This is a genomic window from Micromonospora sp. CPCC 205739, from assembly GCF_036906795.1.
GTDB lineage: Bacteria > Actinomycetota > Actinomycetes > Mycobacteriales > Micromonosporaceae > Micromonospora.
In genome coordinates, this window is the sequence record NZ_JBAKHS010000003.1 from 342,158 (window position 1) to 357,696 (window position 15,539).

Sequence of the window (15,539 nt, forward strand, 5' to 3'; positions counted from 1 at the left end):
TGCGGTCGGGTGATCCAACCGCCCCGGGGTGCCCACCGGTCGACCGGTCCCGCTCAGATGTCGTACGCCGCGCCGGCCCGGACCACTTCCAGCGGCCCGGCGAACGCCCCGGCGGCCGACTCGACGGTGTGCGACTCGCTGCCCCAGGCCACCACCAGATGGGTCAGCAGCAGCCGGCCCACGCCCGCCTTGGTCGCCGCCTCGCCGGCCTCCCGGCCGGTCAGGTGCAGGTCCGGCGGGTTCTCCATGCCGTCGAGGTAGCTCGCCTCGCAGAGGAAGACGTCGGCGTCCTGAGCCAGCCGCAGCAGCGCGTCGCAGGGCGCGGTGTCCGACGAGTAGCAGAGCACCCGCCCGCCGTGCTCCAGGCGCACCCCGTACGTCTCGACCGGGTGGTTCATCCGGTCGACGGTGACGGTGAACGGGCCGATCGGGAAGGTGCCGGGCTGCAGGCCGTAGAACTGGTACACGTCCTCGACCGTGTTGTCCTCCTGGTCGTAGATCGCGGCCAGCCGGTCCGGCGCGCCGGACGGGGCGTACATCGGCAGGGGCGGGTACGGCCCGTCGGGGGCGTACCGGCGGACCACCACGTACGAGGCGGCGTCGAGGATGTGGTCGCAGTGCAGGTGGGTCAGGAGGATGGCGTCCGGGGCGTGCAGCCCCGCGTACCGCTGGAGGGTGGAGAGCGACCCGGAGCCGAAGTCGATCAGGAGCCGGAAGCCGTCCGCCTCGACGAGGTAGGCGGAGCAGGGGGACTCGGGGCCGGGAAAACTCCCGGCACAGCCGAGGACGGTCAGTCTCATCCGGTCGCCTTGTCGTTACTCAACGTAGTCGACACGCCGGTGCCAGCCCCGCCGATGATCTCTACCGACGCGTACGCCACGCTGCGCAGCCTACGCGCAGCGACGGCGGGGCAAGAATCATCTAATGGAAGTTGTCATCAACGTGACACCCACGGGCCGGCCGGTGGGGACCGGCCGGCCCGGGGTCGGGCGTCACGCCCAGAGCTGACCCTCCAGGGCGTCCTCGGCGTCGGCGAGCGTCCCGCCGTAGGCGCCGGTGGAGAGGTACTTCCAGCCGCCGTCACAGACCGCGAAGGCGACGTCCGCGCGGCGGCCGTCCCGCACCGCCTCGTGAGCCACCGCCAGGGCGGCGTGCAGGATCGCGCCGGTGGAGAACCCGGCGAAGATGCCCTCCACCTCGACCAGCTGCCGGGTACGCAGCACCGCGTCCCGGGTGCCCACGGAGAAACGCCGGGACAGCACGGTGGCGTCGTAGAGCTCCGGGACGTACCCCTCGTCGATGTTGCGCAGGCCGTAGACCAGCTCGCCGTAGCGCGGCTCGGCCGCGACGACCTGGATGCCGTCGACCTTCTCCCGCAGGTAGCGGCCGGTGCCCATCAGGGTCCCGGTGGTGCCCAGACCCGCCACGAAGTGGGTGATGGTGGGCAGGTCGTGCAGCAGCTCCGGCCCGGTCGTCTCGTAGTGCGCCCGGGCGTTGGCCTCGTTGCCGTACTGGAAGAGCATCACCCAGTCGGGGTGCTCCGCCGAGATCTGCTTGGCGGTGGCCACGGCCTGGTTCGAGCCGCCGGCGGCCGGCGAAAAGATGATCTCCGCGCCGTACATCCGGAGCAGCTGGACCCGCTCCGTGGAGACGTTCTCCGGCATCACGCAGACCAGCCGGTAGCCACGGAGCTTGGCCACCATGGCCAGCGAGATGCCGGTGTTGCCGCTGGTCGGTTCGAGGATGGTGTCGCCCGGCCGGAGCCGGCCGGCCTCCTCGGCCGCGCGGACCATGAACAGGGCCGCCCGGTCCTTGATGCTGCCGGTCGGGTTCCGGTCCTCCAGCTTCGCCCAGAGCCGCACCGGCGGTGCCCCGTCGGGCACCGTCGGCGAGAGCCGGGGCAACCCCACCAGGGGGGTGCCGCCGCAGGCGTCGAGCAGGCTGTCGTACCGCGCCATGACGCCCGCCGGTCAGCGAGCGGCGTGCGACGCGATGGCGGCCGCGGCGGCGCGGTGCTGGCTGATCGCGGCTGCCGCCGCGAAGCCGAACGCGCCGCCGGCCACCGCCGGCAGGATGGTCACGCTGTCGCCGTCGTTGAGCTTGGCGTCCAGCGCGCCGAGGAAGCGGACGTCCTCGTCGTTCACGTAGACGTTGACGAAGCGGTGCAGCGCACCGGCGTCGGTGACCAGCCGGGCCTTCAGGCCGGCGTGCCGGGAGTCCAGGTCGGTGAGCAGGTCGCCCAGGGTGTCCCCGGCGCCCTCGACGACCTTCGCGCCGCCGGTGTAGCTGCGCAGGATGGTGGGGATGCGAACCTCGATGGCCATGGTGTCGTGCTCCTTGATCGGGTGTGCCTCGGTGACGGACGAGAAGTGGACGGCGCTGAAGGTCAGCGGCCGGAACACTCGTAGTCGACCGTCGCCGGGCTCTGCCCGAACATGTAGGACTGGACCGCGTGCGGGTCCACCGCGGCGTCCACGATCCGCACCGGCTCCTCGGTCACCACGCCGTCGACGATCCGGAAGGAGCGAATCTCCTCGGTCTCCGGCTCGCGGGTGGAGACCAGCAGGTAGTGGGCCCCGGGCTCACCGGCGAAGGAGATGTCCGTGCGGGACGGGTACGCCTCCGTCGCGGTGTGCGAGTGGTAGATGACGACCGGCTCCTCGTCGCGGTCGTCCATCTCCCGCCACACCCGCAACTGCTCCATCGAGTCGAACTCGTAGAACGTCATCGAACGCGCGGCGTTGTCCATCGGGATGTGCCGGCTGGGGGTGTCGCTGCCGGCGGGACCGGCGACCACGCCGCACGCCTCGTCCGGGTGGTCCCGGCGCGCGTGGGCGACGATCGCCTCGACGATCGACCGGTCGATGCTCAGCACGTCGCCAGCCTAGCGCCCACCGCGCGCCGGCCGCGAGGCGGTGACCGTCACACTCAATCGATCAGGGCGTTGAGCAGGGACTCCTGGAGATAACCCAGGTATGCGTAGACCGACAGTTGGAACACCCGCGAGGAGGTCGGGTCCTCGGCCACCGCGTCGTCGAGCTCCTCGCCCAGGTCGGTGCCGTCCTTGATCTCCAGCCGGACCCCCATGGCCAGCCGGGCGTCGTTGAGCGCCCGCAGCCACGCCTCGGCCGCCTCGGCGTCCAGCCGCACCTCGCCACCGGCGGAGTCCGGCAGCGCGGCCAGGATCGCCCCCGCCTGGTCGATCTTGGCGGTCTTGAGGTCGCCCTCGGTGTACCGGCGGAACTCCGCCGTGTTGGCCGGGTCGTCCGGGTACGCGTCCGGGAAGAGCCGCCCCACCACCGGGTCGGAGTGGTCGAAGCCGTCGGTGAGCAGCCCGACCACCTCGGAGGCGACCTTGCGCAGCACCCGCACCTCGTCGACGGCGAAGGTGGCGACGTAGCGGCCGCCCTGGCGACGGAACATGCTCACGAGCGATCCACCGTCGCCCACAGCCCGTACGCGTGCAGCTGCGACGCGTCGTGCTCCATCCGCTCCCGGGCGCCGCTGGACACCACGGCCCGACCCTTGTGGTGCACGTCCAGCATCAGTTTCTCGGCCTTCTCCCGGCTGTATCCGAAGAGCTTCTGGAAGACCCAGGTCACGTACGTCATGAGGTTGACCGGGTCGTCCCAGACGATCGTCACCCAAGGCCGGTCCGAGACCGGCACCTCGTCGGTGTCCGGCGTCTCGACCGGTGCAACCTGTGGAGCCGCCATGCCCCCCATCGTGCCACCGGATTCGGCGAACCGATGAACCGGAACGCCGGGGCGGCCCGGATCACCCTCCCGGGCGGCGGGGCCGGGGTGGGGCGACGACGCGACGACGCCGCGCTCAGGCGAGCAGGATGCCGTGGTCGAGGGCATCGGAGAGCACCGCGCCGAGGGAGAGACGGACCACCTCGAAGCGCCGGGACACCTCGCGGGACAGCTCCAGCTCGACCTCGCGCAGGGCGCGCTGGGCCCAGGACCGGGCGGCCATCGGGTCGTTGTTGCCCGGGGTGCGCCAGTGCTGCCAGCACCCGCCGGAGAGCGCGACCGCGATCGGCGGCAGCACCTCGGCGCGGTCCGCCCCCGGGTGACCGGCCAGGGCGTCGATCGCACCGGTGCCGACCAGCTCGCCCACGCCGGCGGTGCTGGTGACCAGGAGCACCCGTTCGAGGTCCCGACCCTGGGGCTGGTCGGCCAGGCCCCACCGGACGGCCGCGACGATCCGTTGCCGGACCCCCTCGGCCAGCGGCGCGCCGAGGACCCGCGCGGCGGCGTCGTCGATGACCGCGCGGACCGCCTGGTCGCACTGGGTGGTGGCGAGCAGGGAGAGCGCCTCCAGCTCCCGGTCGAGCAGTTGCGGCAGGCCCGCGCAGCCCACCCCGAAGACGATCTCCTGCACCGCCCGCAGGTGGACGTTGGCCAGTTCCAGCGCCAGGTGCTGGCGGATGCTGCGGGCGCAGGTGCGGCTCTGCCGCTCCAGCCGCTCCGACCAGTCCCCCGCGTCCGCGTCGGGCACCACGGCGACCCGGCCGTGGGCGCCGGGCAGCTCCGGCGGTTGCAGGCTGCCCCGGCGCAGCACCTCGTCGGCGGCCCAGCCGACCAGGGCCCGGCGCAGGCCGGGATGCTCGGCCCGGTGCACCGGGAACCAGCGGGCGTCGACGAGGGCGGGCACGGCGGCGAGCAGGGCCGCCCGGTGCGCCTCGACGCTGACCTCCGCCGGGTCCAGCAGGGCCGGCGCCTCGGACGACGCGTCGCGGGGCGAGGGGACGGACGCCTCCGTGTCGTCCGTCCCGGTCGCCGCCTCGGCCGGCGCCCAGCCGCCCGCGTCGGGGGTGACCACGAAGAAGACCTCGACCCGGGCCCGGGCCACCTCGGCCAGCAGGTGCAGCTCGGCGGCGGTGAAGGCCTGGTCGGCGCCGATGACGTAGAGCAGCGCGCCACCGCGGCCCACCGCGTCGAGGAGCAGCCGGCCGCCGGCGACCCCGAGGGTGTCCGCGTCCGGCGTGTCGAGCACCGCGAAGTGGCGCAGCAGCGGCTCGGGCAGGCTCAGCTCGACCCGGCGGGGCGGGCGGGCCAGCGCCGGACCGGCGGCTGCCTGGTCGGCGCCGTAGGAGTGGGGCTGCCGGTAGCCCGGCACGTACGCCGCGCGGGTGGCGACCCGGGCGTGCCGGACCAGCAGGCAGCTGCCCGACGGCACGTCGAGCATGCCGGAGGCGACATTGAGCAGGGCGGCGAGCACCTCGCGGCGGGCCGCGGCGGCCGGGCCGGCGGCGACCACGGCCAGCGGCTCGTCGGGGCCGGGCTCGGTGACCCCCAGGCGGGCGGGGAGCGGACCGCAGCGGGGCAGCTCGGCCGCGCCGCCGCTACCGCCGGGCACGTCGACCCCGGGGAGTGGACCGGGCTTCATCGGCGGCCTCCCGTGGCGGGCGGGCTGCGGTGAGCAGCCCGCGTGGACATCCGGTGCGGTGGCACCCGGATTCCGGAAGGGTACGTTCCAGTACCGCCCTGCGCGGAACACCGTGGATACTCACCGGTAACCACGACATTACTCAACTTCGCAGCGTGACGGTGTGCGCGCGGACGGATTTCCGTCGATATGCTGCACGGATGAGTCGGTGGAGCTTCGTCGGCCGAACGGATGAACTTGACCGGCTGCACTCGGCGGTGGACGGAGCCGAGGGGCGCGGTCTCATCCTGAGCGGTCACGCCGGCATCGGCAAGAGCCGGCTGCTGCGCGAGGGAGTGGGCGCGCTGCCGGCCGACCGCTACGCGATCTGGTACGTCGCGGCCAGCACGGCCACCGCCGCCCTGCCGTTCGGCGGGCTGGCCCAGGTGCTCCCGGCCGAGCAGCCGCAGGGCCTCTCCCCCGCCGGCGTGCTGCGCTGGGGCGTCGAGGTGCTGCAGGAGCAGGCCGCCGGGCGGCGGATCGTGCTCGCCATCGACGACGCCCACCTGCTCGACCCGCCGTCGGCCGCGCTGGTCCACCTGCTCGCCCGCCAGGAGAACACCACCATCCTGGGCACGCTGCGCAACGGCGAGCAGGTGCCGCTGCCGATCCGGGCGCTCTGGACCGACGACCTGGTCGAGCACTTCGAGCTGGCCCCGCTCGGCCCGGCGGAGACGGCCAACCTGCTCGCGGCCATCCTGGACGGTCCCGTCGACGCCGGCTCGGCCGACCGGCTGTTCCGGCTCTCTGCCGGCAACCCGCTGCTCCTGCGCGAGCTGGTGCTGGCCGCGGCGAACGGCGGCGAGCTGGACCGCCGGTACGGCGTCTGGCGCTGGACCGGCCGGCTGGAGCTGGCCCCCAGCCTCACCGACCTGATCGACACCCGGATCGGGCGGCTGGAGCCGGGCGTGCGGGCCGTGGTGGAGCTGGTCGCCTTCGGCGAACCGCTCGGCCTGCACCTGCTCTACCAGGCCGCCGACCAGGCCGACGTGGAGCTGGCCGAGGAACGCGGCCTGATCACCATGGTCCGCGACGACCGGCGGCTCGACGTCCGGCTGGCCCACCCGCTGTACGGCGAGATGATGCGCCGCCGCTGCCCGGTCAGCCGGACCCGACGGTTGCAGGCGCACCTGGCGGAGCTGCTGGAGCTGGTCGGCGCGCGGCGCCGGGGCGACCTGCTCCGGGTGGCGGTGTGGCGGCTGGACTCGGGCACCGCCCAGGACACCAGGCTGCTGCTCGGCGCGGCCGCCCAGGCGTTCGCCCGGTACGACGTACCGCTGGCGACCCGGCTGGCCCGCGCGGCGCTCGACGCCGGTGGTGGCTTCGACGCCGCCGAGCTGCTGGCCACCATCCTGATGTTCGCCGACCGGCCGGACGAGGCGATCGGGGTGCTCGACGCGGTGGCCGGTGAGATCGACTGCGACCGGCGGCGCAGCCGCTGGTTGACCGTGCGCGGCATGGTCAGCTACTGGGGGCTCAGCCGGGACTCCACCGTGGAGGAGATCGCCGAGGCGGGCGCCGCGCTGACCGACCCGGGCGACCAGGCCCGGGTCCGGGCGTTCGAGGCGATCATGAGGCTGCACGGCATGGACGGCACGGCGGCGCTGCGGCTCGCCCGGTCGGTGCTGGACCGCCCGGCCGCCAGCGTGGCGGCCCGGGAGCTGGCCCGCTGCACCATCGCCCACCTCGACGCGGCGCGGGGGCAGTTCCAGCGCAGCGCGACCGCGATCGGCCGGGTGGCGGCGCAGGCGCCGCACTGGCGCAGCGACATGCCGTACCTCCAGCTCGCGATGGAACTGGCCCGGGGCACCCGGCTGGCCCTCGCCGGCGACCTGGCCGGCATCGACGCGATCGTCGCCGACGAGTTCGCCGACCTGGCCGGGGCCGGCGACTTCCGGCTCGGCACCGGTTACCTGGCGATCCTCCAGGCGTACGCGGCCCGGTTGCGCGGTCGCAGCGGCGAGGCGCTCAAGGTCAGCCTCGGCGCCTGCGCGGTGCTGGCCACCAGCCGGGTCTACGCCGGGCTGGCGCAGGCCGAGCGGGCCCAGGCCGCGGCGCTGCGCGGCGAGGCCGAGCACGCCGCGGAGGCGATGGCCGAGGCCGACCGGACGCACGCCCCCGGCATGGTGGTGCTCTACCCGTGGCTGGAGCAGGCCCGCGGCGCGGTGCTGGCGGCCGGCGGCGACCTGCCGGGCGCCACCAAGCACCTGTGCGACCTGGCCGACCGGCTGCGCGCCGACGGCTTCGCCGGGCACGAGGTGCTGGTCCTGCACGACCTGGTCCGGCTCGGGCAGGCGGCGTCCCCGGTCGGCCCCACCTGCACCGACGCCAGCCGGCGTACCGTCGCGCAGCGGCTGGGTGAGCTCTCCGAGCGGGTCGACGGCGTGCTCCCGCCGCTGCTGGCCCGGTACGCCCGGGCCGGCGTCGCCGGTGACGGGGCCGAACTGCTGGCGGTGGCCGACGGCTTCGCCGCGCTCGACCTGCCGGTCTGGGCCGCCGAGGCCACCGCGACCGCGCTGCGCGAGCTGCGCCGGGAACGCGCCGCCTCGGCCGGCACCGCGCACCAGCGACTCGCCGCCCTGCTGGGTGGCTGCGACCAGCTCCGCACGCCGGCGCTGGAGGCGTTGCGGCCGGTGCTCTCCGACCGGGAACGGCAGATCGCCCGGCTGGCCGCCGCCGGAGTGACCAGCCGGGCCATCGCCGAACAGCTGTACCTGTCCACCCGCACCGTGGAGAACCACCTCCAGCGGGTCTACAGCAAGCTCGGCATCACCGGGCGGGTGGAGCTGCCGGCGGCGCTGCGGTCGATCACGGGCCACGACGGCGCTGAGCCGGCCTGAACTCTAGGCTGGAGCGGTGAGCACCCTTCGCCCCGCGCTGCTGACCGACCACTACGAGCTGACCATGGTCAACGCCGCCCTGCGGGACGGCACCGCCGAGCGACACTGCGCCTTCGAGGTGTTCAGCCGGCGGCTGCCCGCCGGGCGCCGCTACGGGGTGGTCGCCGGGACGGGCCGGCTGGTCGAGTTGATCCGCGACTTCCGCTTCGACGCCGACGAGGTCGACTTCCTGCGGCGTAACGGGGTGGTGGACGAGCGAACCGCCGAGTGGCTGGCCGGCTACCGCTTCACCGGCGACGTCGACGGGTACGCCGAGGGTGAGCTCTTCTTCCCCGGCTCGCCGATCCTCACCGTCTCCGGCGGCTTCGCCGAGTGCGTGGTGCTGGAGACGCTGGTGCTGTCGGTGCTCAACCACGACAGCGCGGTGGCCGCGGCCGCCGCCCGGATGGTCACCGCGGCCCGGGGCCGCACCCTGATCGAGATGGGCTCCCGGCGGGCCCACGAGGAGGCGGCGGTGGCCGCCGCCCGGGCGGCGTACCTGGCCGGGTTCCGGTTCACCTCCAACCTCGCCGCGGGACAGCGGTACGGCATCCCCACCGCCGGCACCGCCGCGCACGCGTTCACCCTGCTGCAAGACGACGAGAAGGCGGCGTTCGCCTCGCAGGTCGCCACGCTGGGCAAGGAGACCACGCTGCTGGTCGACACGTACGACATCAGCCAGGGCATCCGCAACGCCATCGAGGTGGCCGGGCCGGAGCTGCGGGCGATCCGGATCGACTCCGGCGACCTGGCGGTGATCGCCCAGCAGTCCCGGGAGCTGCTCGACTCGCTCGGCGCCACCGAGACGAAGATCATCGTGTCGGGTGACCTCGACGAGTACGCCATCGCCGCCCTGGCCGCCGAGCCGGTGGACATGTACGGCGCCGGCACCGCCGTGGTCACCGGCTCCGGCGCGCCCACCGCCGGGCTGGTCTACAAGCTGGTCGAGGTGGAGGGCCGCGCGGTGGTCAAGCGCTCCGAGCGCAAGGGCACCATCGGTGGCCGGAAGGTCGCGGTACGCCGGCACAAGCCCACCGGCACCGCCACCGAGGAGATCATCTTCCCGCAGGGCGTCCCGGACCGGCAGCCCAACGACCGCCTGCTCCAGCGCTCCTTCATCGTCGACGGGGAGCCGGTCGCGCTGCCCTCGCTCGACGAGTCGCGGGAGCACCTGCGGCAGTGCCTGATCTCCATCCCGTGGGAAGGGCTCAAGCTCTCCGACGGTGACCCGGCCGTGCCGGTCACCGTCGTTCCGGCAAGCTGAGGAAGGGTGCTCCGATGGCCAACGCCTTGATCATCGTGGACGTGCAGAATGACTTCTGCGAGGGCGGGTCCCTCGCCGTCGCCGGCGGCGCGGGGGTGGCGGCCGGGGTCTCCCGGCTGCTGGCCGACGAGCCGGACCGCTGGGACCACGTGGTCGCCACCAAGGACTACCACGTCGACCCGGGCGCGCACTTCGGCGATCCGCCGGACTACGTCGACTCGTGGCCCCGGCACTGCGTCGTCGGCACCGCCGGCTCGGAGTTCCACCCCCACCTGAAGACCGACCGGGTCGAGATGATCTTCCACAAGGGCGAGCACGCGGCGGCGTACTCCGGCTTCGAGGGGCACGCCGACGACGGCGAGTGCCTGGCCGACTGGCTGCGGCGGCACGACGTGGACCGGGTCGACCTGGTCGGCATCGCCACCGACCACTGCATCCGGGCCACCGCGCTGGACGCGGCCCGGGAGGGCTTCGCCACCACCGTGCTGCTCGACCTCACCGCCGCCGTCGCACCGGACACCCTCGACGTGGCGCTGCGGGCGATGGACAGCGCCGGGGTGACCCTGCGGGGCGAGCCTGTGATCAGGGACGCTTGACCCGGTAATCGCTTGCCGATGTCGTACCTCCGGTCGAGGATGGCCGCCGGAGGTACGGACCATCATGAACTTGACGCCTTACCGGCAGGTGCTCGCCCTGCCCGGGCTCCGATCGCTGCTGCTGGTGTCCGTGCTGGCCCGCATCCCGCTCACCGCGACCGGGGTGACGCTCACCTTCTTCGTGGTGCTTGACCTCGGCCGCGGCTACGGCGCCGCAGGCCTGGTCGGCGCCGCGATGACCGTCGGGGCCGCGCTCGGCTCGCCGCTGCTCGGCCGACTGGTCGACCGGCGCGGCCTGCGCCCGGTGGTCGCCCTGACCACCGTCGCCGAGGCGGTGTTCTGGGCGAGCGCGCCGACGCTCTCGCTGGCCGTGCTGCTGCCGGCCGCGTTCCTCGCCGGCCTGCTCGCCCTGCCGATCTTCTCGGTGATCCGCCAGTCCATCGCCGCGCTGGCCCCGGAGGACCGGCGCCGTCCCGCGTACGCGCTGGACTCGATGTCGGTCGAGTTGTCGTTCATGGTGGGGCCCGCGCTCGCCGTGGCGCTGGCCACCACCGTCTCGGCGCGCGTCACGCTCTGGGCGGTCGGCATCGGCGTGGTCGCCTCGGGCATCGCGTTCTGGCTGCTCAATCCGCCCATCCGCAGCGCGGACGAGCCGGCCGGGCCGCAGCCCCGCACGCCCCGGCGGGAGTGGCTCACACCCCGGATGCTGGCCGTGCTCGCGGTCAGCGGGGCGGCCACCCTGGTACTCGGTGGCACCGACGTTGCGGTGGTCGCCGTCCTGCGGGCCAGCGGCGAGGTCGGCTGGACCGGCGCCGTGCTCACCATGTGGGCGGTCGCGTCGCTGGTCGGTGGCTTCGCGTACGGAGCGGTCCGGCGCACGTTCTCGCCGCTGGCGCTGGCCGCCGCGTTGAGCCTCTGCACCATCCCGGTCGGGCTGGGCGGCGACCACTGGTGGCTGCTCTGCCTGGCCCTCATCCCGGCAGGCGCGCTCTGCGCCCCGACCATCGCGGCGACCTCCGACGCGGTCAGCCGGCTCGCCCCGGCCGGCGTACGCGGCGAGGCGATGGGCCTGCACGGCTCCGCCGTCACCGTCGGCATCGCGCTGGGCGCGCCGCTCGCCGGTGCCGTGATCGACGCCTCGCTGCCGCTGTGGGGCTTCGCGGTCACCGGCGCGATCGGCCTGGCGGTCACGCTGGCCGTGCTCCCCCTCGAGCTGCGCCACCGGCGCGAGACTGCCGCGATGGCCGCGACCGCCGACCTGGCTCCCGCCACCTCCTGACCCGCCGCCCGCTGGGCCGCCCGGTCCCGCTCCCGCACTCTGCTGGGCGCTCACGCGACCGGCGGCCCGCGTCAGCCGAGGGCGCCAGCCCGGGGGGCACCGGCGAGGGGCGCTGGGCGGGGGCGTCGGCCGGGGGGCGTCGGCCGGAAGCGCGCGTGAGTGTCTGACCGCGGCCCGGCGCGAAGGCCGATCGGGCGAGGGCCGGCGCTGGGGCGGATCCTCCGGCCACCACGCGCCTCCGCCCCTGCGGCCTGTTAGTCAGGCCCGCTGCCCACCTGCTCGAGCGCGCCCTGCCGCGGCCGACCTGGGCGACGGCGTGCCGGCGTGGCCGGGAAGAGAGACACAGTCACGCGACACCGTCACGGCGGGCCGGTGGATCGGGCGTGTCGCAGCGGACAGACACATACCTCCGTGAGCGATATACCTGAGAGGCATATTTATGCCTTCCAGGTATATCGCTCACGAGCGCATCCGCCTCCCGGTCAGGTCACGGTCCGTCACCGAGCCATCCGACATCGCCCCCGACGGCGAGCCCGGACGAATTGCTCACGGTGCGGCAGCGGGAGCCGGCGACACAGAGAGGCCAGGCCCGGACCGAGAGGACGCTGCCCAGGCCGACCGACAACCGGGTGCCATCCAGGCTGGGAGCGGCGACCGGCGCCCGCCGAGGCCGCAACGCCGGGTGTGCCACCCAGGCTGGCATCGGCAGCCGACGCCGCCGAGGCCGGAACACCACGACCGCCGCGGCTGCGGCCCGCAACGGCGACGGGCGCCGTACCCCTTGATGGGGTGCGGCGCCCGTCGGCGGCTGTCGGGTGCGGGGTCAGCGCTGGTCGACGTTGCCCGCGGTGTCCTCGCGGTAGCTGGCGCCACCGTCGGACTCGCTGGTGAGCGGCTTGGAGCCACCCTCCGGCGGGCCGGCCAGGGTCTGACCGGCGGCCAGCTCCGGGAACTTGTGGTCGAAGGCCGGCCGCTCGGAGCGGATCCGCGGCATCCGGTCGAAGTTGCGCAGGGGCGGCGGGGAGCTGGTCGCCCACTCCAGCGAGTTGCCGTGACCCCACGGGTCCTCGACCTCGACCACCGGGCCGGTCTTGTACGACTTCCAGCAGTTCCAGATGAACGGCAGGGTCGAGATACCGGTGATGAACGCGCCGATCGTGGAGATCGTGTTCAGCGTGGTGAAGCCGTCGGTGGGCAGGTAGTCGGCGTACCGACGCGGCATGCCCTCGTTGCCCAGCCAGTGCTGCACCAGGAACGTGGTGTGGAAGCCGATCATCGTGAGCCAGAAGTGGATCTTCCCGAGCCGCTCGTCGAGCATCCGGCCGAACATCTTCGGGAACCAGAAGTAGATGCCGGCGAAGACGGCGAACACGATCGTGCCGAAGAGCACGTAGTGGAAGTGCGCCACCACGAAGTACGAGTCGTGCAGGTGGAAGTCGATCGGCGGGCTGGCGAGCAGCACACCGGTGAGACCACCGAAGAGGAAGGTCACCAGGAAGCCGATGGAGAAGAGCATCGGCGTCTCGAAGGTGATCTGGCCCCGCCACATGGTGCCGAGCCAGTTGAAGAACTTCATACCGGTGGGCACGGCGATCAGGTAGCTCAGGAAGCTGAAGAACGGCAGCAGAACCTGGCCGGTGCCGAACATGTGGTGCGCCCAGACGCTCATCGACAGCGCGGCGATGGCGATGGTCGCGGCGACCAGACCCTTGTAGCCGAAGATCGGCTTACGGGAGAAGACCGGAATGATCTCGCTGATGATGCCGAAGAACGGCAGCGCGATGATGTACACCTCGGGGTGGCCGAAGAACCAGAACAGGTGCTGCCAGAGCATCGGCCCGCCGGTGGCCGGGTCGTACACGTGGGCGCCCATCAGGCGGTCGGCGGCGAGCGCGAAGAGCGCGGCGGCCAGCAGCGGGAAGACCAGGATCGCCAGCAGGCTGGTGACCAGCATGTTCCAGGTGAAGATCGGCATCCGGAACATGGTCATGCCCGGGGCCCGCAGGGTCAGGATCGTCGTGATCAGGTTGACCGCGCCGAGGATCGTGCCCAGACCGGAGATGGCCAGGCCGACGACCCACATGTTCGCGCCGACGCCCGGCGCGTGCTCGGCGGTGCTCAGCGGGGTGTAGGCGGTCCAGCCGAAGTCGGCGGCGCCACCCGGGCTGATGAAGCCGGCCGTCGCCATGGTGCCACCGAAGAGGTAGAGCCAGTAGGCGAAGGCGTTGAGCCGGGGGAAGGAGACGTCAGGGGCGCCGATCTGCAGCGGCACGACGTAGTTCGCGAAGGCGAACACGATCGGCGTCGCGAAGAACAGCAGCATGATCGTGCCGTGCATCGTGAACAGCTGGTTGTACTGCTCGGGCGACAGGAACTGCAGGCCCGGCCGCGCCAGCTCGGCACGCATGATCAGGGCCATCAGGCCACCGACCATGAAGAACACGAACGCGGTGACCATGTACATGATCCCGATCTGCTTCGCGTCCGTGGTGCGCAGCAGCCGCGCGATGGCCGACCCCTTGACCGGCTCTCGGACCGGCCATGGCCGGGTCACGACCGGCTTGGGTGCGACGGTGGTCACGAATGGCCTCCGGTTCTCGGTTGTCCCGCTCGGCACGCGCTTCTATCTGCGAGCCGTCATCCGCAAGGAGGATAGTCCCCGGCAGGTGGGTGCGCCGCTCGGGGTGGTGGGGCAGGATGGATGGCCGCCCTACAGCGGGTCGACGAGCAGCCGGTAGTGCTCCCGGAAGATCCGCCCACCGCGCCCGCGCAGCAGCGGGTCGCGCAGCGCCGGCGGCACGTCGCGAGTGCGGTTGCGGTCGCGGGTCCGGTCCCGCACCCATCGGGTACGCGGGCGGCGGCGACTCTCGTACGCCACCAGCGCCGCCTCGACGCTGCCGGCCGCGGTCAGCGACTCGGCGAGCACCACCGCGTCCTCCAGCGCCATCGCCGCGCCCTGGCTCAGGGTCGGCGCGGTGGCGTGGGCGGCGTCGCCGACGAGCAGCACCCGTCCGTGGTGCCAGCGGCCCAGCTCGACCTCGTCGGTGAGCCCCACCTGGACGTCGCGCAGCGCGTCCAGCACGGCGGGCACCGGTCCGCCGTACTCCCCGAAGAGCTCGCGCAGCCGCACGGCCGGATCTTTCGGGGCGACCGTGCCGGCCTCGTCGGCGTAGCAGTACAGCCGGCCCGCACCGATCGGCACCACCAGGAAGCCGGCGCGCTGCCCGAGCAGCGCCGTCCAGTCGGCGATCTCCGGGCCGTCCCGCACCACGCCGCGGTAGACCACCTGGCCGGCGGGGCGGGGCGGCCCGCCGAGCGCGGCCAGCGAGCGCACCGCGGAGGCCGGCCCGTCGGCGCCGATCACCAGGTCGTACTCGCCGCCGGTGCCGTCGGTGAAGGTGACCGCGACGCCGGCGGGCAGCAGCTCCACGGCGCTGACCTCGGCGCCGTGCCGGACCGCACCGCCGGCGCCGCTGAGCAGCACCTGGTAGAGGTCGCGCCGGGGCAGCGCCCGGCACTCGCCGACCCCGGACCAGAGCGCGTCGAGATCAACCTCACAGAGCGGTTCGCCGGCCGCGTCCAGGAAGCGCTGCCGGTGGATCACTTGGCCGAGCCGGCGGACCGGACCGTCCAGGTCGAGCCGGCGCAGCGCCCGGTCGGCGTTGCCCGGCAGGTAGAGCCCGGTGTCGACCAGCTCGTTCGGGGGGAGCTTCTCCGTGACGTCCGGCCGGAAACCCGCCATCCGCAGCGCTCGGGCGACGGCCAGCCCGGCGATGCCCGCGCCGACGACGAGGATGCGCAGGGGGGAGCCACCCATGGTGGTGTACGCCTCCGGAGGGGGGATCGGCACGCGTTGGAGGCAAGACACTACTCCGCGCGATTGACACACGGTAGGCCTGATCGGCCCTGGCGTGAACGATCCTCGGACCGGCGTCGCCATTCGCGCAAAGGATTCATGTCACCACCCGGCCGACCCGCCATCCCCCGGCGCGCCGACGCTTCCCCCTCCCCGGCTGACCTGCGACTTCAACCCGTCGCGATCCCGTGACCCGTAGGTGGCGTGGAAGCGCCACCGCACCTGCCTCCCT

General features: G+C 73.4%; 13 protein-coding genes. 4 read left to right on the forward strand and 9 right to left on the reverse strand.

Features of this window, described 5'->3' with window-relative positions; genetic code table 11:
- Positions 1-53 precede the first annotated feature (53 nt).
- The 7 genes from V6U88_RS07735 to V6U88_RS07765 form a co-directional block, all read right to left on the reverse strand.
- Entirely contained in the window at positions 54-800 is a 747-nt protein-coding gene (locus tag V6U88_RS07735) for an MBL fold metallo-hydrolase (RefSeq protein ID WP_334451125.1), read from the reverse strand.
- 192 nt (positions 801-992) lie between these two features.
- Positions 993-1,958, reverse strand: coding sequence for a PLP-dependent cysteine synthase family protein (locus V6U88_RS07740; RefSeq protein ID WP_334451127.1), 966 nt, complete (start codon positions 1,956-1,958; stop codon positions 993-995).
- A 12-nt stretch (positions 1,959-1,970) separates the two neighbouring features.
- Complete coding sequence (locus V6U88_RS07745) at positions 1,971-2,324, reverse strand: MoaD family protein (protein ID WP_334451266.1); 354 nt, start codon at positions 2,322-2,324, stop codon at positions 1,971-1,973.
- A 62-nt stretch (positions 2,325-2,386) separates the two neighbouring features.
- On the reverse strand, positions 2,387-2,875 hold the full coding sequence (locus V6U88_RS07750; RefSeq protein WP_334451128.1) for a M67 family metallopeptidase: 489 nt from the start codon (positions 2,873-2,875) through the stop codon (positions 2,387-2,389).
- Positions 2,876-2,928: 53 nt separating this feature from the next.
- On the reverse strand, positions 2,929-3,423 hold the full coding sequence (locus V6U88_RS07755; protein ID WP_334451268.1) for a DUF2017 domain-containing protein: 495 nt from the start codon (positions 3,421-3,423) through the stop codon (positions 2,929-2,931).
- A 2-nt stretch (positions 3,424-3,425) separates the two neighbouring features.
- Positions 3,426-3,716, reverse strand: a complete 291-nt coding sequence (gene clpS, locus V6U88_RS07760; RefSeq protein WP_088963684.1) for an ATP-dependent Clp protease adapter ClpS — start codon at positions 3,714-3,716, stop codon at positions 3,426-3,428.
- A 115-nt stretch (positions 3,717-3,831) separates the two neighbouring features.
- Positions 3,832-5,394, reverse strand: a complete 1,563-nt coding sequence (locus tag V6U88_RS07765) for a hypothetical protein (RefSeq protein ID WP_334451130.1) — start codon at positions 5,392-5,394, stop codon at positions 3,832-3,834.
- 200 nt (positions 5,395-5,594) lie between these two features.
- Between V6U88_RS07765 and V6U88_RS07770 the strand changes: the two genes are divergently transcribed.
- The 4 genes from V6U88_RS07770 (at position 5,595) to V6U88_RS07785 (ending at position 11,451) form a co-directional block, all read left to right on the forward strand.
- Positions 5,595-8,273, forward strand: a complete 2,679-nt coding sequence (locus V6U88_RS07770; RefSeq protein WP_334451132.1) for a helix-turn-helix transcriptional regulator — start codon at positions 5,595-5,597, stop codon at positions 8,271-8,273.
- A 16-nt stretch (positions 8,274-8,289) separates the two neighbouring features.
- Positions 8,290-9,576 (forward strand): nicotinate phosphoribosyltransferase, encoded by a 1,287-nt coding sequence (locus V6U88_RS07775; protein ID WP_334451133.1) that lies wholly within the window; start codon positions 8,290-8,292, stop codon positions 9,574-9,576.
- A gap of 14 nt (positions 9,577-9,590) precedes the next feature.
- On the forward strand, positions 9,591-10,172 hold the full coding sequence (locus V6U88_RS07780; protein ID WP_334451134.1) for an isochorismatase family protein: 582 nt from the start codon (positions 9,591-9,593) through the stop codon (positions 10,170-10,172).
- Between the two features lie 64 nt (positions 10,173-10,236).
- Entirely contained in the window at positions 10,237-11,451 is a 1,215-nt protein-coding gene (locus tag V6U88_RS07785; protein ID WP_334451135.1) for an MFS transporter, read from the forward strand.
- An 823-nt stretch (positions 11,452-12,274) separates the two neighbouring features.
- On the opposite strand, the gene ctaD is transcribed toward V6U88_RS07785, so the two are convergent.
- Positions 12,275-14,032, reverse strand: a complete 1,758-nt coding sequence (gene ctaD, locus V6U88_RS07790; RefSeq protein ID WP_334451136.1) for an aa3-type cytochrome oxidase subunit I — start codon at positions 14,030-14,032, stop codon at positions 12,275-12,277.
- Between the two features lie 129 nt (positions 14,033-14,161).
- A complete protein-coding gene (locus tag V6U88_RS07795) occupies positions 14,162-15,268 on the reverse strand; it encodes an FAD-dependent monooxygenase (protein ID WP_334451271.1) in 1,107 nt (368 codons plus the stop codon).
- Between the last annotated feature and the right edge of the window lie 271 nt (positions 15,269-15,539).

Excerpts from the sequence above, each read along its gene's own strand:
- V6U88_RS07735 (WP_334451125.1), bottom strand. The coding sequence starts at position 800 with ATGAGACTGACCGTCCTCGGCTGTGCCGGGAGTTTTCCCGGCCCCGAG.
- V6U88_RS07740 (WP_334451127.1), bottom strand. The coding sequence starts at position 1,958 with ATGGCGCGGTACGACAGCCTGCTCGACGCCTGCGGCGGCACCCCCCTG.
- V6U88_RS07745 (WP_334451266.1), bottom strand. The coding sequence starts at position 2,324 with ATGGCCATCGAGGTTCGCATCCCCACCATCCTGCGCAGCTACACCGGC.
- V6U88_RS07755 (WP_334451268.1), bottom strand. The coding sequence starts at position 3,423 with ATGTTCCGTCGCCAGGGCGGCCGCTACGTCGCCACCTTCGCCGTCGAC.
- clpS (WP_088963684.1), bottom strand. The coding sequence starts at position 3,716 with ATGGCGGCTCCACAGGTTGCACCGGTCGAGACGCCGGACACCGACGAG.
- V6U88_RS07765 (WP_334451130.1), bottom strand. The coding sequence starts at position 5,394 with ATGAAGCCCGGTCCACTCCCCGGGGTCGACGTGCCCGGCGGTAGCGGC.
- V6U88_RS07770 (WP_334451132.1), top strand. The coding sequence starts at position 5,595 with ATGAGTCGGTGGAGCTTCGTCGGCCGAACGGATGAACTTGACCGGCTG.
- V6U88_RS07780 (WP_334451134.1), top strand. The coding sequence starts at position 9,591 with ATGGCCAACGCCTTGATCATCGTGGACGTGCAGAATGACTTCTGCGAG.
- V6U88_RS07785 (WP_334451135.1), top strand. The coding sequence starts at position 10,237 with ATGAACTTGACGCCTTACCGGCAGGTGCTCGCCCTGCCCGGGCTCCGA.
- V6U88_RS07795 (WP_334451271.1), bottom strand. The coding sequence starts at position 15,268 with ATGGGTGGCTCCCCCCTGCGCATCCTCGTCGTCGGCGCGGGCATCGCC.